Source organism: Halorubrum sp. AD140 (assembly GCF_034497445.1).
GTDB lineage: Archaea > Halobacteriota > Halobacteria > Halobacteriales > Haloferacaceae > Halorubrum.
This window is the reverse complement of sequence record NZ_JAXRUU010000050.1, coordinates 1-23,027: the sequence shown is the minus strand read 5'-3', so window position 1 is coordinate 23,027 and position 23,027 is coordinate 1. Positions and strand designations below refer to the sequence as shown.

General features: G+C 71.1%; 29 protein-coding genes, 2 tRNA genes and 1 pseudogene. 20 read left to right on the top strand and 12 right to left on the bottom strand.

The annotated features are described in order from the left end of the window. Positions 1-585, top strand: a 585-nt coding sequence (locus tag U4E84_RS12385; protein WP_322532403.1) for an FAD-dependent oxidoreductase, incomplete at its 5' end; no start/stop codon positions are given. Between the two features lie 422 nt (positions 586-1,007). Here U4E84_RS12385 and ilvA read toward each other — a convergent pair. Further along, positions 1,008-2,219, bottom strand: coding sequence for a threonine ammonia-lyase (ilvA, locus tag U4E84_RS12380; RefSeq protein WP_322532402.1), 1,212 nt, complete (start codon positions 2,217-2,219; stop codon positions 1,008-1,010). 258 nt (positions 2,220-2,477) lie between these two features. Further along, positions 2,478-2,948, bottom strand: a complete 471-nt coding sequence (locus tag U4E84_RS12375; protein WP_322532401.1) for a gamma-glutamylcyclotransferase family protein — start codon at positions 2,946-2,948, stop codon at positions 2,478-2,480. Positions 2,949-3,035: 87 nt separating this feature from the next. On the opposite strand from U4E84_RS12375, the gene U4E84_RS12370 reads away from it, so the two are divergent. From U4E84_RS12370 to U4E84_RS12350, 5 genes are all read left to right on the top strand, one after another. Further along, positions 3,036-4,544 (top strand): stage II sporulation protein M, encoded by a 1,509-nt coding sequence (locus U4E84_RS12370; protein ID WP_322532400.1) that lies wholly within the window; start codon positions 3,036-3,038, stop codon positions 4,542-4,544. A 107-nt stretch (positions 4,545-4,651) separates the two neighbouring features. After that, positions 4,652-5,122: an Hsp20/alpha crystallin family protein gene (locus U4E84_RS12365; RefSeq protein WP_322532399.1), complete on the top strand. Its 471-nt coding sequence runs from the start codon at positions 4,652-4,654 to the stop codon at positions 5,120-5,122. Positions 5,123-5,236: 114 nt separating this feature from the next. Beyond that, on the top strand, positions 5,237-5,710 hold the full coding sequence (locus U4E84_RS12360) for an Hsp20/alpha crystallin family protein (protein ID WP_322532398.1): 474 nt from the start codon (positions 5,237-5,239) through the stop codon (positions 5,708-5,710). Between the two features lie 140 nt (positions 5,711-5,850). Then, on the top strand, positions 5,851-6,528 hold the full coding sequence (gene pcm / locus U4E84_RS12355) for a protein-L-isoaspartate O-methyltransferase (RefSeq protein WP_322532397.1): 678 nt from the start codon (positions 5,851-5,853) through the stop codon (positions 6,526-6,528). Between the two features lie 119 nt (positions 6,529-6,647). Next, positions 6,648-7,421, top strand: a complete 774-nt coding sequence (locus U4E84_RS12350) for a methyltransferase (RefSeq protein WP_322532396.1) — start codon at positions 6,648-6,650, stop codon at positions 7,419-7,421. A 24-nt stretch (positions 7,422-7,445) separates the two neighbouring features. Here U4E84_RS12350 and U4E84_RS12345 read toward each other — a convergent pair whose 3' ends face one another. Next, complete coding sequence (locus U4E84_RS12345; protein ID WP_322532395.1) at positions 7,446-7,922, bottom strand: carboxypeptidase regulatory-like domain-containing protein; 477 nt, start codon at positions 7,920-7,922, stop codon at positions 7,446-7,448. 105 nt (positions 7,923-8,027) lie between these two features. On the opposite strand from U4E84_RS12345, the gene U4E84_RS12340 reads away from it, so the two are divergent. The 4 genes from U4E84_RS12340 (at position 8,028) to U4E84_RS12325 (ending at position 10,373) form a co-directional block, all read left to right on the top strand. Continuing rightward, complete coding sequence (locus tag U4E84_RS12340) at positions 8,028-9,212, top strand: helicase HerA domain-containing protein (protein ID WP_322532394.1); 1,185 nt, start codon at positions 8,028-8,030, stop codon at positions 9,210-9,212. A 19-nt stretch (positions 9,213-9,231) separates the two neighbouring features. Next, on the top strand, positions 9,232-9,579 hold the full coding sequence (locus tag U4E84_RS12335) for a CrcB family protein (RefSeq protein WP_322532393.1): 348 nt from the start codon (positions 9,232-9,234) through the stop codon (positions 9,577-9,579). Next, complete coding sequence (locus tag U4E84_RS12330; RefSeq protein WP_322532392.1) at positions 9,576-9,932, top strand: CrcB family protein; 357 nt, start codon at positions 9,576-9,578, stop codon at positions 9,930-9,932. Before U4E84_RS12335 ends, U4E84_RS12330 begins: the two co-directional genes overlap by 4 nt. An 81-nt stretch (positions 9,933-10,013) precedes the next feature. Beyond that, entirely contained in the window at positions 10,014-10,373 is a 360-nt protein-coding gene (locus U4E84_RS12325) for a hypothetical protein (RefSeq protein ID WP_322532391.1), read from the top strand. 29 nt (positions 10,374-10,402) lie between these two features. Here the strand turns inward: U4E84_RS12325 and cca are convergent, their stop codons facing one another. Further along, positions 10,403-11,821, bottom strand: a complete 1,419-nt coding sequence (gene cca / locus U4E84_RS12320; RefSeq protein ID WP_322532390.1) for a CCA tRNA nucleotidyltransferase — start codon at positions 11,819-11,821, stop codon at positions 10,403-10,405. Positions 11,822-11,988: 167 nt separating this feature from the next. Here cca and U4E84_RS12315 point away from each other — a divergent pair. The 3 genes from U4E84_RS12315 (at position 11,989) to U4E84_RS12305 (ending at position 12,752) form a co-directional block, all read left to right on the top strand. Then, positions 11,989-12,096, top strand: a tRNA-Asn gene (locus U4E84_RS12315). Positions 12,097-12,169: 73 nt separating this feature from the next. Continuing rightward, entirely contained in the window at positions 12,170-12,646 is a 477-nt protein-coding gene (locus tag U4E84_RS12310; RefSeq protein ID WP_322532389.1) for a group I intron-associated PD-(D/E)XK endonuclease, read from the top strand. 31 nt (positions 12,647-12,677) lie between these two features. Further along, positions 12,678-12,752, top strand: a tRNA-Ile gene (locus U4E84_RS12305). 46 nt (positions 12,753-12,798) lie between these two features. On the opposite strand, the gene U4E84_RS12300 is transcribed toward U4E84_RS12305, so the two are convergent. Both U4E84_RS12300 and U4E84_RS12295 read right to left on the bottom strand, forming a co-directional pair. Then, positions 12,799-13,662, bottom strand: coding sequence for a TIGR01548 family HAD-type hydrolase (locus U4E84_RS12300; protein WP_322532388.1), 864 nt, complete (start codon positions 13,660-13,662; stop codon positions 12,799-12,801). Between the two features lie 64 nt (positions 13,663-13,726). Beyond that, positions 13,727-14,230, bottom strand: coding sequence for a UPF0146 family protein (locus U4E84_RS12295; protein ID WP_322532387.1), 504 nt, complete (start codon positions 14,228-14,230; stop codon positions 13,727-13,729). Between the two features lie 39 nt (positions 14,231-14,269). On the opposite strand from U4E84_RS12295, the gene U4E84_RS12290 reads away from it, so the two are divergent. The 3 genes from U4E84_RS12290 (at position 14,270) to U4E84_RS12280 (ending at position 16,370) form a co-directional block, all read left to right on the top strand. Beyond that, positions 14,270-14,791: an archaemetzincin family Zn-dependent metalloprotease gene (locus U4E84_RS12290; RefSeq protein WP_322532386.1), complete on the top strand. Its 522-nt coding sequence runs from the start codon at positions 14,270-14,272 to the stop codon at positions 14,789-14,791. A 46-nt stretch (positions 14,792-14,837) separates the two neighbouring features. After that, the gene (locus U4E84_RS12285) at positions 14,838-15,137 is read left to right on the top strand and encodes a DUF6432 family protein (protein WP_322532385.1); all 300 of its coding nucleotides are present in this window, start codon (positions 14,838-14,840) and stop codon (positions 15,135-15,137) included. Positions 15,138-15,215: 78 nt separating this feature from the next. Continuing rightward, positions 15,216-16,370, top strand: a complete 1,155-nt coding sequence (locus U4E84_RS12280) for a glycine cleavage T C-terminal barrel domain-containing protein (RefSeq protein ID WP_322532384.1) — start codon at positions 15,216-15,218, stop codon at positions 16,368-16,370. 435 nt (positions 16,371-16,805) lie between these two features. Here U4E84_RS12280 and U4E84_RS12275 read toward each other — a convergent pair whose 3' ends face one another. From U4E84_RS12275 to U4E84_RS12255, 5 genes are all read right to left on the bottom strand, one after another. After that, positions 16,806-17,984, bottom strand: a complete 1,179-nt coding sequence (locus tag U4E84_RS12275) for an inorganic phosphate transporter (protein WP_322532383.1) — start codon at positions 17,982-17,984, stop codon at positions 16,806-16,808. 1 nt (position 17,985) lies between these two features. Continuing rightward, the gene (locus U4E84_RS12270) at positions 17,986-18,114 is read right to left on the bottom strand and encodes a hypothetical protein (RefSeq protein WP_322532382.1); all 129 of its coding nucleotides are present in this window, start codon (positions 18,112-18,114) and stop codon (positions 17,986-17,988) included. 310 nt (positions 18,115-18,424) lie between these two features. Then, the gene (locus U4E84_RS12265; RefSeq protein WP_322532381.1) at positions 18,425-18,967 is read right to left on the bottom strand and encodes a metallophosphoesterase; all 543 of its coding nucleotides are present in this window, start codon (positions 18,965-18,967) and stop codon (positions 18,425-18,427) included. A gap of 139 nt (positions 18,968-19,106) precedes the next feature. Next, the gene (locus U4E84_RS12260) at positions 19,107-19,256 is read right to left on the bottom strand and encodes a 50S ribosomal protein L40e (RefSeq protein WP_092562207.1); all 150 of its coding nucleotides are present in this window, start codon (positions 19,254-19,256) and stop codon (positions 19,107-19,109) included. Between the two features lie 107 nt (positions 19,257-19,363). Continuing rightward, positions 19,364-19,633, bottom strand: a complete 270-nt coding sequence (locus U4E84_RS12255; RefSeq protein WP_322532380.1) for a thioredoxin domain-containing protein — start codon at positions 19,631-19,633, stop codon at positions 19,364-19,366. A 188-nt stretch (positions 19,634-19,821) separates the two neighbouring features. On the opposite strand from U4E84_RS12255, the gene U4E84_RS12250 reads away from it, so the two are divergent. From U4E84_RS12250 to hisE, 3 genes are all read left to right on the top strand, one after another. Continuing rightward, positions 19,822-19,986 (top strand): preprotein translocase subunit Sec61beta, encoded by a 165-nt coding sequence (locus tag U4E84_RS12250; RefSeq protein ID WP_322532379.1) that lies wholly within the window; start codon positions 19,822-19,824, stop codon positions 19,984-19,986. Positions 19,987-20,070: 84 nt separating this feature from the next. Beyond that, positions 20,071-20,664 carry a pyridoxal 5'-phosphate synthase glutaminase subunit PdxT gene (pdxT, locus tag U4E84_RS12245; RefSeq protein WP_322532378.1) on the top strand — a complete coding sequence of 198 codons (594 nt, stop codon included), beginning with the start codon at positions 20,071-20,073 and terminating at the stop codon, positions 20,662-20,664. Then, the gene (gene hisE, locus U4E84_RS12240) at positions 20,661-20,990 is read left to right on the top strand and encodes a phosphoribosyl-ATP diphosphatase (RefSeq protein ID WP_322532377.1); all 330 of its coding nucleotides are present in this window, start codon (positions 20,661-20,663) and stop codon (positions 20,988-20,990) included. Before pdxT ends, hisE begins: the two co-directional genes overlap by 4 nt. Before the next feature lie 29 nt (positions 20,991-21,019). Here the strand turns inward: hisE and U4E84_RS12235 are convergent, their stop codons facing one another. Beyond that, positions 21,020-21,439, bottom strand: a complete 420-nt coding sequence (locus U4E84_RS12235; protein WP_322532376.1) for a hypothetical protein — start codon at positions 21,437-21,439, stop codon at positions 21,020-21,022. 193 nt (positions 21,440-21,632) lie between these two features. Here U4E84_RS12235 and U4E84_RS12230 point away from each other — a divergent pair. Beyond that, positions 21,633-23,027, top strand: a pseudogene (locus U4E84_RS12230) (hypothetical protein); the annotation flags it as partial.

Sequence of the window (23,027 nt, the reverse complement as noted above, 5' to 3'; positions counted from 1 at the left end):
ATGGAGGAGGCGAACTTCCTGACGAAGTTCGCCGACACCGTCTACGTCGCGCACCGCCGCGAGGAGTTCCGCGCGGAGGACGTCTGGATCGAACGGACGATGGAGAAGATCGAGGACGGGGAGATCGAGCTGCTCCTCAACACCGAGCTCACCGAGATCCACGGCACCCCCGAGGACGGCGTCGACCACGTGACGCTCGTCGAGCACCCGGACGGCCACCCCACGGAGAAGCTGGCGGACCCCGCCACCGCCGACGAGGTGAGGGAGTACGACTTCGACGTGGGGGCGGTCTTCTTCGCGATCGGCCACACACCGAACACCGATTTCCTGGAGGGAACGGGGATCGAGACCGACGACGAGGGGTACCTGATCACCGAGGGGGGCCGCGGCGGCGGCCAGACGCGCACCGGCGTCGCGGGGCTGTTCGGCGCCGGCGACGTGGTCGACTTCCACTACCAGCAGGCGGCGACGGCCAGCGGGATGGGCGTGGAGGCCGCGCTCGACGCCGACGACTACCTCACCGAGCGCGAGCGCGCCGGCGAGCTGTACGAGAGCGAGGTCGACGCGGCGGCCGCGGACGACTAAGAATTGAGGAGCCCTGCGGTTTCGGATGTCCTTTTCGGACGCTTCGAGTCATCTGTGCGGTAATTAGGCGCCGCCGCTGCGGTGATGGCTTTCGAAGCGCCAGCCGTTCGTTTATAACTAGCTGGCTGTGGATCGACGGCGAACACCGCCAAAGTCCCTGTCGCTCGGCTGAAGGATGCGGCTTCTGTTTATAAATCGCTGATCGACACGAACCTTTTCGAAGCCCCGCACCGCACAGCACCTCACGCCTCCCCAGCCTCGTCGCCGGCGGCTCTGCCGCCGGCTGCCAGAGGCGCTCCGCGCCTCGCTGCCGCTCAGCCCTTCGGGCGTTCGCGGCGTCCCTCGCGCGTGCTGCTCGGCCGCAGAGCGGCCTCGCAGGCACGCGCCACCGCAAAATCAGTCACGAATGGTCGTCGCCCGCTTCAGGACAGAATCTCGACCTCGTACCCGTCGGCTTCCAAGGCGTCGACGATGTCGGCGGCGTGCTCGGCGTCGTCGGTCTCCAGTTCCAGCTCGAGTTCGGCGGCGTTGACGGCGACGTCCCGCGAGGTGCGGTCGTGGTGGACCGCGTACACGTTCGCGCCGGTGCGCGCGACGATGCTGGAGACGCGCTCCAGTTCGCCGGGCCGGTCCTTCAGGTCGACCGTGATCTTGAGGTACCGACCCATCTGGACGAGCCCGCGCCGGACCACGGTGCCGAGGCGGTTGAGGTCGATGTTGCCGCCGCAGAGCGCGGGAACGATGGTCTCGCCGTCGTCGTACTCGAACGCCTCCGAGAGCACGGCGGCGAGCGCGACCGCGCCCGCGCCCTCGACGAGCGTCTTCGAGCGTTCGAGCAGGAGTGTGAGGGCTAAGGCGATCTCGCGGTCGTCGACGGCGACGACCTCGTCGACGTACTCGGCCATGACCTCGAGGGTCCGCTCGCCGACCGCCCGCGTTGCGATCCCGTCGGCGATCGTGTCGACGCGGTCGATCTCGCGGACCTCGCCGGCTTCGAGCGACGCGGCCGCCGAGGCCGCACCCTCGGCCTGCACGCCGACGACTCGCACGTCGGGGAGCTGTTCTTTGATCGCGACGGCGACCCCCGAGATGAGCCCGCCGCCGCCGATGGGGACGACCACGGTGTCGAGCTCGGGGCAGTCGTCGACGATCTCCAGGCCGAGCGTCCCCTGTCCGGCCATCACGACCGGGTCGTCGAACGCGTGGACGTACGTTCGGCCCTCCTCGCGTTCCAGCTCGTGGGCGTACGCCTGCGCCTCGTCGTAGTCGACGCCCTCCAGCCGGACGCTCGCGCCGTACCCGCGGGTCGCCTTCACCTTCGAGACGGGCGCGAACTTCGGCATCACGACGGTGGCGTCGACGCCCGCTCGCTGGGCGGCGAGGGCGACGCCCTGCGCGTGGTTGCCCGCGCTGGCGGTGACGACGCCGGCCTCGCGCTCCGCGTCGGAGAGGGTCGCGATCCGGTTCATCGCGCCGCGGATCTTGAACGCGCCGGTGCGCTGGAAGTTCTCCAGCTTCAGGTGCACGTCTGCGCCGCTCATCTCGGAGAAGGTCCGTGACCGCTCTAGGGGCGTGTGGCGAGCCACACCGGCGACCCGCTCGCGCGCCGCGCGAACGTCGGAGAGGGTTATCATGTGCATCCGTCGCCGCGCCGGCCGCTAATCGGTTCCGGTCCGGATCAGCGCGCCAAGCGGCCGGTTCCCGACCCGTCACGCGAACCAACGGCTCCGGACGAGCGAGGGGGGGATCCGAGCGAGCGTTCCGCTCGCCGTCTGTGAAAGGGGGAATGCACGCGTGTGACGTGCAAGTGAAATCAGGCCACCGGGATACAAAAAGGTGGGCCTAGCGGAGTGAAAGTGAAACCGCACGACTGCGGCGCCGTCATCCCTCCGTCAGACGGGATCGTCGGGGGTCAGTCGCACCCGCACGTCGGTCCGTTCGAGGTACGCCGTGACCCGCTCGGCGAACCCCTCGTCGCTCGCGGCGTCGCCGACCCGGTCCCGCTCCGCGACCCCGGCGCGGTTTCGCGGACCGCGTCCGGGCGGCCACGTCGCGTCTGCGTCGAGTCGGTCCGGGTCGCCGACGTACACGGCGGCCTTGTCCGGATACGCCTCGGGAGCGTCCAGGGGGACGCTCACCCGTCGGTACAGTCCGTCGTCGACGCGCTCGTACGCGTCGAGGGCGGCCGTCTCGTCGGTGCGGAGAAGCCGCCCGGCGGTCTCCCCGCCGGGCGCGAGCGTCGGGTACCGACCCTCCACGAGGCGGAGACCGGTCAGGGTCGCGGGGCCGACGAAGACGAACGAGTCGAGCACCTCGGCGACGCGCTCGGGTTCGGTGAGCGTTCCGTACACGAAGACGTCCATGTGCCGTGTGAGTGGCTCTCTCGCTTCAACGTTCGGGAGACATCGACACGCGGACCGGTTAAGTGTCGGACGGACGAACGTCCGCGCATGAAGCTGTCCTCCGCCGTTACCGCGACGGTCTCCACCCTCCGACGCCGCCCCGCCGACCTGCTCCCGTTCTACCTCCTCGGAACGGCCGTCCCCGTCATCGCCCGGATCGGAACGTTCGCCGCGCTCGTCGGCGTGTACGTCCACTTCGAGCTCAGCGGCCGGCTCGCGACCGCCCGCGACGCGCTCGCCGAGCTCGATCTGACCCCGCCGGACCCGGAGGACCCGGACGCGCTCCAGGCGTGGGGCGAGTCGCTCGCCCCGGCGCTCGAACCGCTCGCGTCGCCGACCGCGATCGCGCTGATCGTCGCCGGCGCGGCGGCGACGGTCGCGATCGCGGTCCTGACGTACGCCGCGGTGTCGGCCGGGCAGATGTCCGCGGTCGTCGCCCGACTCCGAGACGAGCGCGGGCTCACCGCGGGCATCGCCGGCGTTCGCGACCGGTGGCTCACCTTCCTCGGGATCTACGTCGCCGAGCTCCTGTTGTGGGCCGGCGTCCTCCTGCTCGGGGGGCTCGCGATCGGCGCGGCGTTCCTCGTCGATCCCTTCCTTGGCGCCGCGGCCGCGCTGTTCGTCCTGCTCGTCGGGTTCCTCGTCCTCCTCGTGGTGCGAGTCCTCTTCGCGTTCGCGCCGGCCGCGGTCGTCGTCGACGACGCGGGGGTGATCGGCGCCGTGGAGGGCGCCGGCGAATTCGCCCGATCGAACCCCGCGGACGCGGCCGCGTACCTCGTCGTCGCCGTCGGCGTCCTCGTCGGGATCTCGTCGGCCGCATCGGCGCTCGCGTTCCTCGGCGGCGGCGCGGCCGTCGCGCTCGCCAGCGCGGTCGTCGCGGCGCCCGCGCTCGACCTGCTCAAGACCGTCCTCTACGGCGACTTCCGCGGCGCCGTCGACCCGGTCGAGCCGCCCGAGTCCGGCCTCCGGGCGCAGCTGTCCGGCGGCGTCCGCCGCGGCTGGCGCGAGATGGGGGCGTTCGTGCGTCGGACGCCGGGTCTGCACGCGCTCACCGTCGCCGTCGCCGTCGGGTTCGGCGCCCTCGGCTGGTTCGCCGTCGACCCGTTCGTCGGCGCGGTCACGACCTCGATCGAGGGGCGGCTCGTCGGCCACGTGCCGCCCGTGGCGGCGCTCAACTTCTTCGGCAACAACTGGTCGGTCGCGATCGCGACGGCGTTTTCGGGCGTCGCGCTCGTGGTCCCCGCCCTCTCGTCGATCGCGTTCAACGGCGTCGCGCTCGGCGCCACCGCGGCGCTGGAGGAGAACCCCGTCGCCCTCGCCGCGTTCGGCGCCCCGCACGGCGTCCTCGAGATTCCGGCGCTTTTGATCTCGGGCGCCCTCGGGATTCACCTCGGGACCGTCTCGTGGCGGACGACTCGCGGCCGGCGCTCCCGGGAGGCGTTCGCCGACGCGCTAGAGAACGCCTTCTGGGTGCTGGTCGGCGTCGGCGTGCTGATCGCGGTCGCCGCGGTCATCGAGGGGTTCGTGAGCCCGTACTACTGGCGTCCGTTCGTCTAGGCGCCGGGCGACCGCGCTTCGCCCCACAGCCGGCAGCGTTCCGGTCGCCCGCCGCCCGCCAGTCCCGCCCGCACGTTCAAGTCGCTCCGTCGCGAATCCTGACCTGTATGACGCGACGTGATCCATTCAGCGAGATCGAGGAATTGCTAGAACGGATGGGCCGGGAGTTCGAGGAGCTCGGCGGCACACTCGACACGCCCGGCGCGCCCGGGCTCCCCGGCGCTCGGAACGTCAAGGTCGACGTGATCGAAGACGACGAGTCGATCACGGTCGTCGCCGACCTGCCCGGCTTCGAAGAGGGAGACATCGACGTCGAACTGCGCGAGGACGCGCTGTCGATCGCGGCCGCCCGCGAGGAGGAGAACGAGGTCGAGTCGGCTGGCGACGACGACGCGGACGACTCGGACGTCCGGTACCACCGCCGCGAGCGCCGTTCCCGATCCGTCTCACGGCGGATCCCGCTCGCCGAGCCGGTCGAGCGCGACGGCGCGAGCGCCTCGTACGAGAACGGCGTGCTCACGGTCACCCTACCGAAGCGGTCGGAATCTAGCGACGGCCACAGCATCGACGTGAGCTGACGCGCGGTGGCCGATCCGCGGGCTTGGCCCGCTCCCCGTCCCGCGTTCCGTCACGAGATAGCAGGCGTCGGTCTGTATTTAATAGCTCACAGCACCTCTCTATCCGTGATTCCCATGAACAGATCCACCCTCTTCGACGAGATCGAGCAGTTCTACGGCCGCGGTCCGTTCGGTATCGACCGGCCGTGGGGGCGCCGGCGCTGGACGACCGACGTCGACGTCGCGGAGCGTGACGACGACGTCGTCGTCGTCGCCGACCTCCCCGGGTACGACCGCGAGAACATCGACGTCCGCGTCACGGACGGTCGACTCACGATCACCGCCGAGCGGGGCGACGAGCGCGAGGACGCGAGTCTCGACGGCGAATACGACGACGCGTCCGAGGGGGGCGAACGCGACGCGGCCGACGACGGCGCGCTCGAACGGTACCTCCGTCGCGAGCGACGCCGCGAGTCCGTCACGCGCACGGTGGACCTCCCGTCGCCCGTCGCCGAGGCGGACGCGACCGCGACGTACCGGCACGGCGTGCTCACGGTCACCCTACCGAAGGCCACCCCCACCGACGGCCACCGGATCGACGTCGCGTAGCCGGCGTTCGTCGCGCCCTTCGATCGCTCCGTCCTCCCTCTTTGCGCACTCAGTCCGTTCTTGACCGCTTCACTCGGTCTCGACCGTCGCCGTCCGCGAGCGTCGACACTTTCTCCACGCTCCCCGTGCTATCTCGTGGCATGGGAGACACGAACGCCCCAGACCGCGGAGAGGACCTGGACTTCGCGGTCGCTCGTCGGGAGCTCGTGGACGCGCTCCGTCAGCGCCTCGACGTGAGCGAGCGGACGCTGTCGGCGATCGACGCGGTCCCCCGACACGCGTTCGTCCCGGCGGATCGCCGCTCGCTGGCCTACGCCGACCGACCGCTCCCGATCGGCCACGACCAGACGATCAGCGCGCCGCACATGGTCGCGGTGATGACGGACCTCCTCGAGGTCGACCGCGGTGACCGCGTCCTCGAAGTGGGCACTGGCTGCGGCTACCACGCCGCGGTGCTCGCGGAAATCGTCGGGCCTGGAAACGTCTTCAGCGCGGAGTACGTCCCGGAGCTCGCCGAGGCGGCTCGCGACCGACTCCGTCGGCTCGGGTACGACGTGGTCGTCCGCGCCGGCGACGGCCGCGAGGTGTTCCGAGACGAGGCGCCGTTCGACGCGGCGTCGCTGACGTGTGCGCCGACGGGCGGGATCCCGGACGCGATCGTCGACCAAGTGCGGACCGGCGGCCGCGTCGTCGCGCCGGTCCAGCGGAAGGGCGCGCTCGGTCTCGGCGGCAGACAGCGGCTCGTGCGCCTGACGGTCCGCGAGGACGGCGTGGACAGGGAAGACCACGGCGGCGTCCGGTTCGTCCCGATGCGGTGACCGTCGACTCGGTGCGGTGACGGCCGGCTCGGTGCGGCGTCGGACGTCGCGTTGTGGCGACAGCCGACCAACACGGCGGCGAGCGAGCGGTTTTAGGCGACCGAGCGCCGAGTCCGGACATGGACGAGGCGTCACTGCGGGCCGACATGATCGAGGGGCTCGAACACCAGCTCGGCGAGCCGCTCGGCGCGTCGGTGCTGACGGCGCTCCAGCGGGTCCCCCGGGAGACGTTCGTCGACGACTCCCCGTACGCGAACGCCGCGAGCGACGAGGCCGGAACGCGCGTCCTCGCGCCCGCGACCGCCGTCCGGCTGATCGCCGCGCTCGACGCCGCCGAGGGAGACGACGTCCTCCTCGTCGGCGCCGGCGTCGGCTACTCCGCGGCGATGATCGCCGAGATCGCGGGCGCAAGACACGTTCACGCGGTCGACATCGACCGGGAGGCGGTATCGCTGGCGCGTTCGAACCTCTCGGAAGCGGGGTACGACGCCGTTCTCGTCGACCGGCGGGACGGCGCCAACGGCCTCCCCGAGTACGCCCCCTACGACCGCATCCTCCTGGAGGCGGCGGTCGTCGAACCGCCGCGCGCGCTCAGAGAGCAGCTCGACGACGGGGGGCGGATCGTCTACCCCCGCGGGACGACCGTTCAGACCGTCGTCGCGATAGAGCCCGACGCAGCGGGGGAGGCCGGTCCGGACGACGACGCTCCCGCCGGCTTCCGCACCGTCGAGACCGCCGGCCCGGCCCGGCTTCGCCCGATGCTCGCCGACGGCGAGCAGCGCGACGTAGAGCGGAACCGAACGCGGCGCGAAGACGCCGAGCGGGCAGCGTACGGGCGTCTCGCGCGCCACGGCTGGGAACAGGAGTGGATCGACTGGGACGACCGGCACTGAGAGGAGCGCGAACGCGCCCCGCCCTCACTCCTCGACGACCAGCACCTCGGTGTTCTCTCGCTCGTCCACGTAGTCGCCCTCGGCCGGCGGCTTGACCTCGATCGTGAGCGTGCCGTCCGGCTGGTTCGGTCCGAGCTTCGGCGCGACGTCCACCGTGGCGACCCCCTCCTCGTTCGTCTCCGCGGTGGCGACGCCGTCGATCTCCGCCGACCCGCTTCGGACGATCACCGTCGCGTCCGCGACCGTTCCGCCGTCAGGGTCGAGGACGGAGATGTCGATCGACTGCTCGCCCGGCGTCGTCACCTCCGGCTGCGGCTGCGCGTCGACCTCCGTCGCGGAGAGGCCCTCGATGTCGCCGATCATACCCATCATCACGCTGAGACTGGCGACGCCGACGACGAGGGCGATCACCAGCCTGACCGGCAGCCCCTCGATGGCGCGCCTGTCCGCGCGGAACGATCGGCGGTTCGCGGTGCGTCCGTCGCGTTTCGGATCGGACATACGCCCCGCTGGCCGCGGCATCACTGATAAACGGTCGGACCGGGCGGGGTGCTGTTCGCCCCCTGCCTCCCGACCCTTTTGTGCGATGCCGAGTCCACCGTCGATATGCACGTGCTCGGACGCGAGGACAACGCGGAACGCGTCGATGTCGGCGACGCGAACCGCGACGATGCCGACGACGACCGTGGCGACGCGGACCGCGCGCCGGAAACCGCCGCGTCGCCCCCGACGGTGCGTCTCGGCTCGTTTCTCGCTCGCGACGGAAGCGCCGGCGCCGCCGTCGGCGTCGACGCGGACCGCCCCCACGCCAGCGTCGTCTTCGGGAAGCGCGGCACCGGGAAGTCGTACACGCTCGGCGTCCTCGCCGAGGGGCTCGCGGACGCCCCGGGCGTCTCGCCGGTCGTCGTCGACCCGATGGGCGTCTTCGGCGGGCTCCGGGCGGCGGGCGGTCGGGTGATCGAACCGACGGTCCGTCCGGACGAGATACCGGCGTCCGCGTGGCCCGACCTGCTCGGGCTCGACCCGACCGGCGGTCCGGGGGGGTTGGTCTGGCGGGTCGTCGCCGACGCGGTGGACGGGTCAGCGGCGAACACAGTGGACGAGTCGGGGACGGACGCGGGGACGACCTGCCCGACGATCGCAGAGCTTCGCGACCGGGTCGCCGCGACCGACGCGCCGCCGGACGCGCGGCGCGCCGCCGCGAACCACCTGCAGCTCGCGGCGACGTGGGGGGCGTTCGACGCCGACTCCCCGCCCGTCACGGATCTCGCGGCCGACGGTACACCGACGGTGCTCGACCTCTCCGGCGTCCCGGAGGCGGCCGGGGAAGCCGTCGTCAGGGCGGTCGCCAGCGGGCTCTACGACGCCCGGGTCGACGGCGCCCTCGACCGCCTTCCGTGGCTGCTCGTCGACGAGGCGCACGCGTTCTTCGGCGGCGTCGCCGACCCCGCGCTCAGGACGCTCCTGACCCGCGGGCGCGCGCCGGGCGTCTCGCTCGTCTGCGCGACGCAGCGTCCCGGCGCCCTGCCGAGCGTCGCCGTCTCCCAGTCGGACCTGCTGGTCTGTCACCGGCTCACCGCCGAGCGCGACGTCGCGCGACTCGCGGAGGCGGACGCGACGTACCTCGCCGGCGACCTCGCCTCGCGGCTCCCGACCGGCACCGGCGAGGCGCTCGTCGTCGACGACGCGACCGAGACGGCCCACACCGTGCGGGTCCGCGAGCGGCGGACGCCGCACGAGGGAGGGAGCCCGCGGGCGAGCGACGCCGCCGAGTCCGAAGGTCCAAGGTAGGCCGTGGCGACGCCATCGCATGGAACGGACGCCGCTCGGCTTCCTGCTCGTCGCGTTCGGCGGCTTCCTCGGCGCCGTCGCCAGACACGGCGTCACCGTCACCGTCGGAGCACCTGCCGGCGCCGGCACGCTCGTCGTCAACGCCGTCGGGTCGTTCGCGCTCGGCCTGCTGGTCTCCCGGGCGACGACGACTAGGACCCAGCTGTTCGTCGGCACCGGGGCGCTCTCGTCGTTCACGACCTACAGCACGTTCGTCGGCGACGCCGTCTCGCTCGGTACCGCGGCGGGCGCCGCGTACGTCGGCGCGAGCTACGCGGTCGGGCTCGCGGCCGCGGTCGCCGGTCTCTCGATCGGGGGTCGGCCGTGACGGATCCGCTCCTCGCGACCGCGCTCGTCGGGGTCGGCGGGTCGCTCGGCGCGGCCCTTCGACACGCCGTCGGCCTCCGGGTCGCGGGGCGCCGGTCGGTCGTCGCCGTCAACGCGCTCGGCAGCCTCGCGCTCGGCGGCGTCCTCGCCGCGCCGGTCGCTCCGGAGACGGCCCTGCTTCTCGGGGCGGGGTTCTGCGGCGCGTTCACCACGTTCTCGTCGTTCGCCGTCGAGACGGTGGCGACCGCGCGTGACGGGGAGTTGGACGCCGCGATCGGGTTCGCGGCCGCGAATCTGCTGGCCGCGGTCGTCGCGTTCCTCGTCGGGTCGGCGCTCGCCGGCACGCTCGCGTGAACCGAGCCGCGCGCTCGCTCCCCGTCCGATTCGTCCGCCGGGAACGACAGGTACAGGCACCTCCGGGACGTATCGCGTCGCGTGACTGACGACGCCGAGAGCCGACCCGACGGAGGCTCCGACACCGAGCGCGCAGCCGGCGACCCGGGCCCGGTCGACGCCGATCCGGGCGCCTCGGTCCCGACGGGCGACGCCGAGGAGTTCGTCGACGACGCGCCGGCGTTCGGCGACCTCTCGCTCCCGCAGCGAGTGTTCGTCGCCGCCGCGCAGAACCCGACTCGCGGCGTCGTGATAGTCGGGCTCCTCGCGTTCGCCTTCTCGTTTTACGTCGCGTTCTGGCTCGTCTTCCCGCGCGTCGCGGCGCTCGTGTCCGCGATCGGTGCGGTCCTGTTCGGGATCGTCGCGCTCGTGTACCTCCTCTCGGACCGCCTCTCGCGGTAGCCCGCCGGAGCCGCGGGTTGCCGTCCCGCTCAGGGGTGCGGCTCGTAGAACTCGCGGAGCGCCGTCCCGAACGTCGACGCCAGCGTCGCGACGGCGTCGCCGACCAGCACGTCCCGGTCGGCGAACGCCGGCTCCACCTGCGCCCCGAGCGCGACGTCTCCCGCGGCGTCGCTCTCGAGGTACGCCCGCGCCGTCGTGAACTCCCGCTCGCGCTCGACGACGTACCGGTCCCCGTCGATGAACGGGCCGTACGTCTCCGGGTCGACGTCGTCGGCGTACGACTCGTAGAAGCTCGCGGCGTGTTTCCGCACCGCGACGGGCGGTCCGTCGTGGCGCTCGACCGCCGGCCGCTCGGCGACCTCCAGCTCGGCGTACAGCGCGACGCGGACGGGACCGGTCGGCTCCCGCTCGGCGCGGTCGTCGTCGACCATCGCCTGCGCGCGTAACACGTCGAATCCCCGCCCGTTCAGCCCGCGCACGATTCCGTCTAGCGAGCGCCGCAGTTGGGGCCAGAGCTGGTCGTCGACCAGGTCTGGCGCGTCGAACACCACGGCGGCGGGCGTCGTCTCGCGGCGGTCGAGGTGGTCGCGAACGTCGGCCGCGTCGAGAGGGTCGAGCTCGTCGGGCTCGAACAGTCCCACTCTCGGGGCCGCGATCAGCTCTCGGGCGTAGTGCTGGAACCGCGCGGCGTTCCCGGCCGAGAGGACCGCCGCCACGTTCCGCGTCGGGTCGGTCGGGTCGACGACGACGAGGGGGTCCTCGAACGTCGCTTCGGCGTGGCCCTCCGGGTCGAACTCCACCGGGGGATGCCAGCTCCGCGCGGACTCGACGAGGGGGACGAACCCCCCGAACTCCAACACGAGCAGCTCCGTCAGGTACCCGGAGAACCCCTCCGTGCGGAGGTCGCTGCCGTACGCGCCGATCCCCTTCAGGAACGCCTTCGCGAGGACGACGTCGGCGGCGAGGTCGTCGTCGAGCCGCGCCGAGAGGTACGCGTCGTGGAACGGGGTCCGGTCGACCGCCGAGACCAGATCGCCCGCGGTCTCCACGTCGTGGCAGGGGACGAGGTCGACGTCGAACCCCTCGTAGGTGCCCTTCACGTACGGGTGCTCCGCGTACTCCTCGTGGCCGTCGGGGAGGACGGCGTGGCCGACCGCGAGCCCGTACTCCTCCAGCTGCTCGCGGTCGAGGTTGGCGTCGAACCGGACGAAGAGGTCGATGTCGCGGTCGCCCGACACCCACGTCCCGCGAGCCGTCGATCCCACCTGCACCACGTCCGCCTCGACGGGGAGGTCGGCGACCGCCTCGCGCGTCCGCTCGACGAGCTCGGCGGCGACCGCGCGCAGGCGGTCGCGCTCCGCGGGCCCCGGCACGACCCGGTCGCGGACGCGCGCGAGCACCGCCTCGAGCTCGTCGGACTCGGCGCCGTCCGACTCGGGATCGCTCATACCCGTCCCTCTCGCGGTCCGGCCGAAAACGTGTCGGTCGCGCGGTCGGCCGGCCGGCACGGGAGTCGACGTCGAGAGCGGTCGTTCCCGACGCCGTGTCACCCCGTCTCCACCGAGTCGGGCGGAAACGAAAGCCCTATCAAAACAACGCGAGTACCGAAGGATGAGCCGAAGTAGCTCAGTTGGTAGAGCGCCTCGCTGTTACGACGCTCGGCGGAAACCCCCCGAACGTCACAGTCACGAGGCGGTCCCAGGTTCGAGTCCTGGCTTCGGCGTTCCTCGATTTTTTGAATATACTTTCACTCGACGGCTGATTTATTTTCTACTGTACCTACCAATCCCCTAGATATGTCGGAGCGGAGCGAGCGATTTGCTTCACTCGAAGAGCCACAAAAGCGCGGTCAAGCAGCAGAAGCGATCGTGAAGTCGGAGTGTGTGAGTTACGGAATATCTGTTCTGGTCCCTGCCTACGATAATGAATCGTATGACCTTGTGGCTGATATCGACGATGATTTTTATCGAATTCAAATAAAAACAGCATTTGAAGCGACAACCGACGGGGCGGTACGGTTCCGAACGCGCAGCACCCGGACAAAGAGTTCGGGATACGAGCGAGAAGGATACGAAGGGTCTATTGATCTTTTCGCAGTTTATGCTCCTGTGTGTGATGAAACCTATCTGATACCCATCGAAGACGCTAGCAAAACGCAGATGACGGTTCGATACGAGCGGTCGAAAAACAATAATGTCAAAAATATTAATTGGCACGAAGACTATCTTTTTGATGAGGTATTGCCCTCACTCGGTTCTAACCCGACAACATAAAGAGGAATCGAGAAAGAAGATTCCATGTGCGGGGCCTTTAGCTTAGTCCGGTTAAAGCGACTCGCTCATAACGAGTTGATCGCCGGTTCGAATCCGGCAAGGCCCATTTCGCGGCGATCGGTCCGTGAGCCCCAGCGGCGGTCCCGTCCCGACTACTCCAACAGCTCGACCAGGTCGTTCACGTCGTCGACGACGGCGTCGGCCCCGTTCTCGGCGAACTTCCGGCGTCCGTCCTCACCGGTCAGACCGCCGGTGAGGACGCCGATCCCGTAGTAGACGCGGGTCGCGTCCTCGTCGTCGGCGTTGCGCGCGGTCCGCACGTCGTCGAGGGTGTCGCCGGCGAAGGCGACGCGGTCGGCGTCGAACCGCTCCGCGAGCGCGACGAGCGCCCGCGGGTGCGGCTTCCCCTCCTCCCAGTCGTCCATCGTGAACCGGTGTTCGTCGGGGACGTCGAGCCCGACGCGCTCCAGGGCGATCTCCGCCTCGTCCGCGGGTCGCCCCGTCAACACGCCCACGTCGAACCGCTCGGTGAGGTCCGCGATCGTCGCCGGCGAGACGAGCGTCGGCTCGTCGTGGATGTAGCCGGGCGCCGACAGGGGGGGCGAACCGCCCTCGAGCTCGCGGTACAGCTCCTCGCCGAGGTAGAGCGCCTGGAACGTCTCGCGGAGCCGCTCGGTGTCCCACTGGTCGCGGACCCGCGCCTGCGCGACCCGCGGGAGGTCGCCGACCACGGCCTTCGCCGCGTCGAGGCCGCCGCCGCCCGCTGCGACCCGGTCGGTGAACGCCTCGACGTCCATCCGGAGCCCCTCGCGGCGGGCCAGCACGTACAGCGCGGCCGCGTCCGTCAGCTCCCAGTCGTTGTTGAAGCCGCCGGCGTCCTTGAACGCCTGGACCGCGTCGCGGTCGATCGGTTTGCCACACACCCTCTCGACGGACTCGAGGATCGCTCGGCGATAGGAGTCCGCGACATCGACGAGGACGCCGTCGATGTCGAGCACGACTGCGTCGACCTGCATACCCGTACGCCGGCAGGTGAAGGAAAGAACGTTCGGGTTCACGGCCGAGACGGCCGGAAGATCCTCATCGGTCGCCGTCGACGCCGGGGACGCCGTCGCCCGTCGGGCCGTCGCGGGCGACGTACACGGTGGTCCCGGAGCGGGACCGACGGCTGACCGGAACCGTCGGCTCCTCGAAGCCGAGGGTGGTGAACAGGCACGCGGCGTCGAGGCGCTCGGCGACCGCGACCGTGGGGCGCTGGAGCTCTGCCGGGAGGTTGCACGCGTACACCGCGTCGAACGCGCGTCCCGCCTCGTCGAGCTCCGATCTGCCTGCTCTGTCCGTCCCCTCCGCGAGAGCGAGCACGTCCCCCTCGACGGCGCGCAGCGAGCCCGCGACCGTCGCCGTCTCGGTCTCGCGGGCGGCCGCTCGGGTGCGCTCGTCGACGTCGACGTCGAGGGCGACGACGTCGCGGCCGCGGTCCGCGAGCGCTCGGGCGACGCCGGGGCGGTCGCCGATCCCGACTTCGAGCAGCCGATCGTAGCGGGCGAGCGCGTCGACGAGCGCCAGTCGGGATGGTGAGACCACGGCGCGGGCTTTATGACTGCGGCGGTCAAAAGCGATTCCATGCTCGTGGACATCGTCCCAGTCGGGGAGGTCACCCCCCGCGTGAAGCGGGAGGCCTCCGGCGCGCTCCGATCGGTGTACGACTGCGACGTCACCGTCCACGACGATCAGTCGATCCCCGAGACCGCGTACGACGAGGGGCGAGACCAGTACCGCGCGGAGGACCTCATCGAGACGGTCAGCCGTGTCGGCAGCGGCGAGAAGAACATCGGGATCACGCCGCGAGACCTCTACTACCGCCGCCGGAACTACGTGTTCGGCCTCGCGTACCTCAACGGCAACGGCTCCGTGATCTCTACCCACCGGCTCCGCACCTCCTCCGACGGCGGCGTGTCCACGAAGCCCGCGATAGACGTGTTCTCCGACCGGGTTCGCAAGGAGGTCGTCCACGAGATCGGCCACACCCTCGGGTTGGAGCACTGCGACAACAGCAAGTGCGTCATGTCCTTCTCCCCGACCGTCCGCGAGGTGGACGTGAAAGAGGAGAACCTCTGTGGCTCCTGCTCGCGGCTGGTCAGGTGACCCTCCCGCCGGTAGACGTAAACCCCATCCAATCCAACTGCGGTCCATGGCCGCAAAGCCGGAATACCGCGACCGGCCCGACGTCGAGGTCGCGCTGCTGGACGCGCTCGTCGACCGCGGCGACGAGGGGATGACGGTGCTGGAGCTTCGCGCGGCCGTCGACGCCGACATCGACGCCGTCGAGGAGGCGCTCGCGGCGCTGAAAGACGACTCGCTCATCACCGTCGAGAGCGGGGAACGCGTCCGCGTCTACGCGCACGACCGCGTCGTCCCCGACCCCGACGAGCCGGCGGAAGCCCCACCGGGGGGGCTCGTCGACACGATCCGCGACCGTCTCGGACTGTAGAACGGCACTCCCAGCGGCACCGTCGCTCCCGAACCGCGAGCCAGCGGCCTTTTGCCGCTCCCGGACCTCCGGTCGGGCATGAGTCTCGTCTCCGACGCCCACGGCGCCCACGGCGCGACGTACCGCGACCGCGGCGGCCGTCGAGTCGTCGACCACTACGGGAAGCCGGCGCGCGTCGGCAAGGCGGTCCGCAACGTCGTCGGCGCGATCGAGATGGGGTACGGCGTGCTCGCGATCACGGGCGAGGACCGCGTCGAGTTCGTCGACAACGCCGTCTCCAACCGCGTGCCCGCCGAGGACGGTCGGGGCGTGTACGCCCTGCTGCTCGACCCGCAGGGCGGCATCGAGACGGACATGTACGCGTACAACGCCGGCGAGCGCCTGCTCGTCTTCCTCCCGCCCGAGCGCACGGACGCCGTCGCCGAGGACTGGTCGAGCAAGGTGTTCATCCAGGACGTGACGATCGAGGACGCCTCCGAGGAGTTCGGGGTGTTCGGCGTTCACGGCCCGAAGTCGACCGAGAAGGTCGCCTCGGTGCTCGGCGGACCGGGCGCTCCCGAGGAGCCCCTCTCGTTCGTCCGCGGCTCGATGGTCGACGCCGGCGTCACCGTGATCGCGACCGACGCGCCCCTCGGCGAGGAGGGATACGAGGTCGTCTGCGCGGCCGACGACGCAGAGGACGTGTTCGACACGTTGATCAACCGCGGGCTCAACGCGGCCCCGTTCGGCTACCGGACGTGGGACGCGCTCTCCGCCGAGGCCGGCACGCCGCTCTTCGAGTACGAGCTGGAAGGGACGGTGCCGAACGTCCTCGGCCTCCGCAACGCCCTCGACTTCGAGAAGGGGTGTTACGTCGGCCAGGAGGTCGTCTCCCGCGTCGAGAACCAGGGCCGTCCGAGCCGTCGGCTCGTGGGGCTCGGGCTCGACGGACTCGACGACCGGATCGCGGCGATAGACGGGGACGCGGACCCCGAGGGCTACGACGCGACGCTGCCGACCCCCGGGGCAGCGGTCTTCGACGGCGACGAGGCGGTCGGCGAGGTGACGCGCGCGGCGGTCGGTCCCGCCACGGAGCGGCCGATCGCGCTGGCGCTCGTTCGGTTCGACGCCGACCTCGACGCGGTCGCGGTGCGCGTCGACGGCGACGAGGTCGCGGCGACGCGGTCCGACCTCCCGTTCGTCGACGGGAGCGCCCGCTCCGCGCGGCTCCCGACGTATCCGAGCGACGAGTAGCCGCCGCTCCGGTCGACGAGGAGCCGCCGCTCCGGTCGACGAGGAGCCGCCGCTCCGGTCGACGAGGAGCCGCCACCGCGGTCGTGGTCGGCGCGTGCCGGCGAGCGCCCGCAGGGCGCGAGGCGCACGCGCGAGGGAGGCGGCGGTCCGGCGCGGGCGGAGCCGCGCCGGGCCGTTCGCCGAGGCTGGGGAGGCGTGAGGTGCGAGGCGGTCGCAGGAGGGAGGGCCGCAAAGGGGCAGTCGCCGGCGGCTCCGCCGCCGGCTGCCAGAGGCGCGAAGCGCCTCGCGGCTGGGCTTTGGACCGCGTTCTCGGCAGAGAGACCGAGTCCGTACCACCGAGCGACCGGTGATTCGGCGGCGTTCACCGACGCTCGCCGGCGACGTTCGTCTACGAACGAGCGTCGGCATTCCGAGACCCGTCGCTCGTCACAGCGCTCAGAGGACGAACTGCACCGCCCAGTAGATTCCGAACCCGAGCACGAACGAGCCGACGAGCGACGCGGCCCACGCGAACGCCGTGTACCCCATCTTCGCTCGGCTCACGCCCGCGTCGCCGGCGGCGTAGCCCGCGCCGACGATCGCGGAGACGATGATCTCGTTGAACGAGACCGGGATGCCGAACGCCACGGCGGCCTGCGCGATCGCGAACGAGGGGATGAGCGCGGCGATCGACCGACGCGGTCCCATCGAGGCGTAGTCCTGCGCGATGGCCTTGATCATCCGCGGCGCTCCCGTCCAGGAGCCGGCCAGCAGCCCGACGCCGCCGCCGACGAGCAGCGCCCACAGCGGGACGCTGGCGTCGCCGACGAAGAGCGGCACCAGCGGACCGATCGCCAGTCCGACCTGCGATCCGCCGGCGGAGAACGCGACGAGCCCGCCCATCGCCAGGAGGAACCGTCGCTGAGCCCCTTCGCGGTCGCGGCCGAGGTCGACGTACATCGCGGCGGCGACAATCGCCGCGACCGCGACCGTGACGAGCGGCGTGCCGATCGCGCCGGCGCCCAGTTCGGAGCCGATCGCCTCCGACAGCGAGGCCTGTTCGCCCGGCGGGCCCAGCAGCGCGAAGCCGACGTTCGCGACGATCACGCCGACGATCGCCGCGAGCCCGGCGGTGAGCGCGCGCTCGGGGAGGCGATCGCCCATCAGCGAACGGGCGACCGCGTAGGCGACGCCGCCGCCGACGAACGGGGTGAGCACCCACAGCGTGAGGATCTCGACGTACTTCGGCCACGCCGGGTCGCCGCCCATCGCGAGGCCGACGCCGACGACCGCGCCGGTGACGGTGAACGCTGTCGCGATCGGATACCCCGCGAACACGCCGATCGCGACCAGTCCGGCGGCGGTGACGAGCGCCACGATGGCCGCGCCGGCGGTGAGCGTGACGCCGCCGATCAGCTCGGTCCCGACCGCCTCGGTCACGTTCGCGCCCTGCAGCACCGCGCCGAGCAGCCCCAGCACGCCGACGACGAGCCCGGCGCGCATCACGGAGATGGCGTTCGCGCCGACCGCCGGCGCGAACGGGGTCGACCCGGAGGAGCCGGCGCCGATGGACCACGCCATGAAGAGGCTCGCCGCGGCGGCGACGCCGAGGGTGAGGACGGTGGCGACAGCCATGCTATCGCTGCCCGTCCTCGTACCCTTCCCGGAGCCCCTTCACGGTGCGCCGGACGAGCAGAAACCCGAAGAAGAAGAGCCCGAGCAGGCCAACGAGGATAATCACGAACAGCGGTTGCACCGGGAGCATACACTCGAATCCGTCGGGACGGTGTTAGGCGTTTCGGCACCCGCGTCCGTCTCCGGCTCTCTCACGCGACGCAGATGACTAAAACGGGCGTTTGTCCCTAAGCCAGCTATATGCTATCACCGACGGAAGCTGTGACCGCGACCCCCGCTTCGGCCCTCACCCCGCGTTCGTTCCGCGCCGACGGATCGTCCGTCGGACGCCGCCACTCTCCCCCTGCCCCTCCGCAGAGCGGCTCGATCCGTCGACGCGGTCCGGGCCCTGGGGCGTCGCGTCGCGTCCGCCGTCCCCTCCCCCGGCGGACAGCGGTTTCTCACGGGTCGATCCGGAACTCCTCGAAGACCTCGCCGTCGGGCGTGACGAGCCTCCCGGCGAGCCCGGACGACGCGACGGGGTCGGTCCCCTCGCCCCCCCGAGCCCCGGGCTCCAGCTCGGCGTGCGCCGGACGATTTCCCCGCGGCTGCGCGTGGCTTCCGGGGTTCAGTATCGGGAGTCCGCCGGCGTCGTCGAAGCGCGGACGGTGGCTGTGTCCGCAGATCACGGCGTCCGCGTCACGCCCGCGACCCAGCATGACGAGTCCCGTGTCCCCGCTCCGGTGGCGATGAGTGACCGCGAACCGGACGCCGGCGTACTCGACCGTGCGGACCTCCGGGAGTCGGTCGCGGATCGCGGCGTCGTCGTTGTTGCCGTACACGCCCCGGAGGGTCCGAGCGGCCGACTCGAAGGCGTCGAGCACCGGCTCGCGGTAGAAGTCGCCGGCGTGGACGACGAGGTCGGCCGCGCGGACCGCCTCCGCGGTCCGTCCCCGGAGCTTCGGCTCCTCGCGTGCGTGGGTGTCGGAGACGACGACGAGCATACCGGTCGTCGGTGCGCGGTCGGCTTAAAACCGCGCTGAGCGTCGTCGACTGCGCGTGGGGCCGGTCGCTGGCGGCCGCCGGACGACGACGCGGCCGTGACGTGAGTCGAGCCGCAGAAGACCGAGGCTGGACGCCCGCTTACGTCGCGCGGCGTTCCTTCGCCTTCGGGCGGAGGTTCTTGTAGCCGCACTTGCGGCAGCGCTTGGCGTCGGGGGCGTTGCGGGCGTTACAGCGCATGCAGATCTGCCGGTCGAGGTTGCGGCGTTCCGCGGCGTCGAAGCTGGCCATACGGCTACTGTCGCGGCGACGCTGTAAAAGGTTGCGAGACGCACCGACGGTGCGGGGGCGGTCGACGCAGACGCCTCGCAGGCGGTCTGGAGAGGGCGATCGCCGACCTACGCGCCGGCCTCGGTCAGCGCGGCCTCGATGTCCTCGCGCTGGGTGACGCCGACGAACCGGTCCACGACGCCGTCGTCGTTCTCGACGACCAGCGTCGGGAGCGAGCGCACCTGGTACTGGTTGGCGACGTCCTGCTCCTCGTCGACGTTCACCTTCTGCAGCTCGAAGGCGTCGCCCAGGTCCTCCTGAATCTCCTCCAGGATCGGATCCTGCGTCTTACACGGGCCGCACCAGTCAGCGTGAAAATCCAGCAGTCGAACAGTCATTATCCGGGCCAACCTACCGTCGGACCGCGCATAAGGGTTTCCCACTCGTGTGCGTCCCGCGGCGAGAGGGAGCGGAATCCGCGACGTCGGTCGCGAGCCGCCGACCAGCCGCCCGCCGGCCGCGAGCGTAACGGTTCGGCCGCGACCGCGAGCGAAACGTTTAGAACGCCGCGCGAACCAGCACGTGTATGAGCAGTGGTTCCAACTCCGGCGGGCTGATGTCCAGTGCGGGACTGGTCCGCTACTTCGACAGCGAGGACCGGGACGCGATCGCGATGAGCCCGAAGACCGTCCTCGCGTTCTGCGTCCTCTTCGGCACGTTCGTGCAGATCCTCTCGCTGACGGTCGCGTAAGGGTCTGCGTGTACCGTTCGATCGCGACCCGCTGGACCGCCCCGTAGCGCGCCCTTTTTGCCCGTCCCCGACCGAGCCAGTTCCATGAAAGCAGGCGTCATCGCCGTGCAGGGCGACGTGGCCGAGCACGCCGCCGCCGTCCGGAACGCCGCGGCCGCCCGCGACGAGCCCGCGGAGGTCGTCGAGGTCCGCGACGCGGGGATCGTGCCCGACTGCGACGTTCTCCTCGTGCCGGGCGGAGAGTCGACGACCATCTCGCGGCTGATCCGCCGCGAGGGGATCGACGCGGAGATCCGCGAGCACGTCGCGCGCGGGAAGCCCGTGCTCGCCACCTGCGCCGGGCTCATCGTCTGCTCGCGGGACGCGAAGGACGACCGCGTCGACGCGCTCGGACTCGTCGACGTCTCCGTCGACCGCAACGCGTTCGGCAGACAGAAGGACTCCTTCGAGGCGAACGTGTCGATTACGGGGCTCGACGATCCGTTCCACGCCGTGTTCATCCGCGCGCCGCTCGTCGACGAGGTGGGCGCGGGCGTCGAGGTGCTCGCGACCGTCGACGGGCGCCCGGTCGCGGTGCGCAACGGTCCCGTCGTCGCCACCGCGTTCCACCCGGAGCTCACCGACGACGCGCGGGTCCACGACCTCGCCTTCTTCCCCGAGCGCGAGGTGGTCGCGTGAGCGACCGGGGCCCCGAATCCGGCGAGGATTCGGCGGTGCCGCCCGAGGCCGTCCTCGACGAGCTGTTCGCCACCATCGAGTCGCGGAAGGCGGAGCTCCCCGAGGGGTCGTACACCGCCTCGCTGTTCACCCACGAGAAGGGCGAAAACGCCGTCTTGGAGAAGATCGGCGAGGAGTCGACAGAGGCGATCCTCGCGGCGAAAGACGACGACCTCGACGAGCTCACGTACGAGAGCGCCGACCTCGTCTACCACCTGCTCGTGTTGCTCGCGATGAAGGACCTCGACCTCGACGACCTCCGAGCGGAGCTCCGCGAGCGGTTCTAGGCGCCGCAGTCCGCGACCGGCGTCGCGACCTACCGCTCGCGTTCGAGCTCGCGGTCGATCTCGTCGAGTTCCTCCGTCTCCAGCTCGCTGGCGATCCGGCGCTCGAACTCCGCCTCGCCGATCTGTCCCTCGACGTACTGCCGGCGGAGCCGGTCCCGCTCGTTCTTCGGGGCGTCGCCGGACGATCTCGTGGACGATGACGTCGACGAGGTCGACCACGACCCGCCGATCGAGTCCGCGTTCGTGACCGCGTCGTCACCGCCGAAGAGCCACGATCCGGCCTTGTACGCCACGTAGACGAGCCCGGCGAGGACCGCCAGGGAGACGATCCCGGAGACCACCGCCCACGCGAGGCTCAGGACCGCCGAGACGACGGAGACGAGGACGCTGACGCCGATCAGGACCGCTATCGCGATCGCGCCGTAGTAGAGGGCCTTCTTGCCGTCCATACCGAGGAGTCGCGCGTCCGAGCGCAAATACCTTCCGCGGTTCCGAGAGACCTCCCCCCGCGGTTCCGGGCGGCCACCGCCCCGTGCTCCGTCAGAAGACTTATTCGCCGGTGTGGCTGTTACACTACGGAATGAGTCCGGAATCGCGAACGCGACCGAGCCGCGTCCCCCTGCGGTCCGACGGAGGACAGGCGTGACCGAGGAGTCCGACCGTCGAACCGTCGACCGCCGGACCGTACTCGGCGCGCTCGCGGGCGCCGGGAGCGCTGCGGTCGCCGGCTGCTCCGGCTCAGAGCCGGACGACGCCGCGACGGCCCGCCTCGACGGGGAGCGACTCGACGAGCTCGCGGCCCGGTTCGCGCCGACGCTGTACTTCGACTCCGCGGAGCCGTGGTTCCCGACCGACCCCCGCCCATACACGGTCGAGGAGGACGGCGAGACGGTCGTCGACGGCTTCACGGCGTTCGACAGCTACCACGAGCGGTACGAGGAGGCCGGCGAGCCGCCGGACCCGACCGTCTTCTACAACGGGGTCCGGTACGAGGACTCCCCGCTCGCGGTCGTCCAGTTCTGGCTGTACTCCGCGTTCGACCAGTTCACGGCCAACTTCCACTGGCACGACTGGGAGGTGCTCCACGTCTTCGTCGACCTCGACACGGGCGACCCCCAGCTGTACGTCGCGAGCTCGCACTCCCGCAGCGTGCCGAACAACGAGTTCCTCGACCCGGATCCCGACGTGGTCCCCCGCATCCTCTCCGAGCTCGGCTCGCACTCCAGCACCCTCTCGGTCAACGAGGTCCCCGACCAGTTCCAGCGCGTCGGCGAGGACGAGGTGCTCGCGGACATCACCAACACGACGATCGACACCGTCGAGGACCTCCTCGGGGTCCCGATCGCGTACGGGCTCCCCCGCGACGAGGGGATGCGGCTCCCGTTCGTCGTCCCCGAGTACGAGGGCGAGCCGATCTACGATCACCCCGACCTCCCCTCCGTGACGGAGGGGTCGCTGGTGGACGGCGCCCTGACCGTCCGGTCGCTCGACGCGCTGCGATCGCCGCCGACCGACCTCCCGCTGCGGGAGACCGGGGTCGTCTTCCGACACCGCGACCGCGCGGCCGACGGTGACGACGCCGCGCTCGCCGACGAGGTCGCCGACGAGGTCGTCGGGTACGAACTCGTCGAGAGCGCGGAGCTGGAGGACATCGCCGCGTTCACCGGGCCGCAGCTGAGCTTCGAGTTCGCGGTCCCCGAAATCGCCGAGGACGCCGTCGCGGGCCACCTCACGACCACCGGCGTCCCGTGGGAGCAGCCCCGCTACGAGAACCCCGCGCGCGACGTCACCGCCGGAAACCACCGCGCGGAGCTCGCCGACCGGTACGACGCCGTCGCCGCCGCCGAGGAGTTCGGGGCCGAGGGGCTGGACGCGGTCATCGCCCGCGTCACGCAGGCGACCGAGAGCGACGAGGCGCCCGACGGCGAGGGGCTGACGACGACGACCGCGAGCCTCGAGTCGTTCGTCCTGATCGAGAGCGACCCCGAGGCGGTCCCGACGTTCGGCGGCGGGATCGCGGTCGCGAACGGCGTCCCG

Coding starts and splice junctions, on each gene's coding strand:
- pdxT (WP_322532378.1), top strand. CDS start 20,071: ATGAAAGCAGGCGTCATCGCCGTGCAGGGCGACGTGGCCGAGCACGCC.
- U4E84_RS12370 (WP_322532400.1), top strand. CDS start 3,036: ATGAAGCTGTCCTCCGCCGTTACCGCGACGGTCTCCACCCTCCGACGC.
- U4E84_RS12360 (WP_322532398.1), top strand. CDS start 5,237: ATGAACAGATCCACCCTCTTCGACGAGATCGAGCAGTTCTACGGCCGC.
- pcm (WP_322532397.1), top strand. CDS start 5,851: ATGGGAGACACGAACGCCCCAGACCGCGGAGAGGACCTGGACTTCGCG.
- U4E84_RS12375 (WP_322532401.1), bottom strand. CDS start 2,948: ATGGACGTCTTCGTGTACGGAACGCTCACCGAACCCGAGCGCGTCGCC.
- U4E84_RS12300 (WP_322532388.1), bottom strand. CDS start 13,662: ATGCAGGTCGACGCAGTCGTGCTCGACATCGACGGCGTCCTCGTCGAT.
- U4E84_RS12345 (WP_322532395.1), bottom strand. CDS start 7,922: ATGTCCGATCCGAAACGCGACGGACGCACCGCGAACCGCCGATCGTTC.
- U4E84_RS12340 (WP_322532394.1), top strand. CDS start 8,028: ATGCACGTGCTCGGACGCGAGGACAACGCGGAACGCGTCGATGTCGGC.
- ilvA (WP_322532402.1), bottom strand. CDS start 2,219: ATGATAACCCTCTCCGACGTTCGCGCGGCGCGCGAGCGGGTCGCCGGT.
- U4E84_RS12235 (WP_322532376.1), bottom strand. CDS start 21,439: ATGGACGGCAAGAAGGCCCTCTACTACGGCGCGATCGCGATAGCGGTC.
- U4E84_RS12350 (WP_322532396.1), top strand. CDS start 6,648: ATGGACGAGGCGTCACTGCGGGCCGACATGATCGAGGGGCTCGAACAC.
- U4E84_RS12270 (WP_322532382.1), bottom strand. CDS start 18,114: ATGCTCCCGGTGCAACCGCTGTTCGTGATTATCCTCGTTGGCCTGCTC.
- U4E84_RS12280 (WP_322532384.1), top strand. CDS start 15,216: ATGAGTCTCGTCTCCGACGCCCACGGCGCCCACGGCGCGACGTACCGC.
- U4E84_RS12255 (WP_322532380.1), bottom strand. CDS start 19,633: ATGACTGTTCGACTGCTGGATTTTCACGCTGACTGGTGCGGCCCGTGT.
- U4E84_RS12260 (WP_092562207.1), bottom strand. CDS start 19,256: ATGGCCAGCTTCGACGCCGCGGAACGCCGCAACCTCGACCGGCAGATC.
- U4E84_RS12335 (WP_322532393.1), top strand. CDS start 9,232: ATGGAACGGACGCCGCTCGGCTTCCTGCTCGTCGCGTTCGGCGGCTTC.
- U4E84_RS12285 (WP_322532385.1), top strand. CDS start 14,838: ATGGCCGCAAAGCCGGAATACCGCGACCGGCCCGACGTCGAGGTCGCG.
- U4E84_RS12365 (WP_322532399.1), top strand. CDS start 4,652: ATGACGCGACGTGATCCATTCAGCGAGATCGAGGAATTGCTAGAACGG.
- U4E84_RS12310 (WP_322532389.1), top strand. CDS start 12,170: ATGTCGGAGCGGAGCGAGCGATTTGCTTCACTCGAAGAGCCACAAAAG.
- U4E84_RS12275 (WP_322532383.1), bottom strand. CDS start 17,984: ATGGCTGTCGCCACCGTCCTCACCCTCGGCGTCGCCGCCGCGGCGAGC.
- cca (WP_322532390.1), bottom strand. CDS start 11,821: ATGAGCGATCCCGAGTCGGACGGCGCCGAGTCCGACGAGCTCGAGGCG.
- U4E84_RS12290 (WP_322532386.1), top strand. CDS start 14,270: ATGCTCGTGGACATCGTCCCAGTCGGGGAGGTCACCCCCCGCGTGAAG.
- U4E84_RS12250 (WP_322532379.1), top strand. CDS start 19,822: ATGAGCAGTGGTTCCAACTCCGGCGGGCTGATGTCCAGTGCGGGACTG.
- U4E84_RS12265 (WP_322532381.1), bottom strand. CDS start 18,967: ATGCTCGTCGTCGTCTCCGACACCCACGCACGCGAGGAGCCGAAGCTC.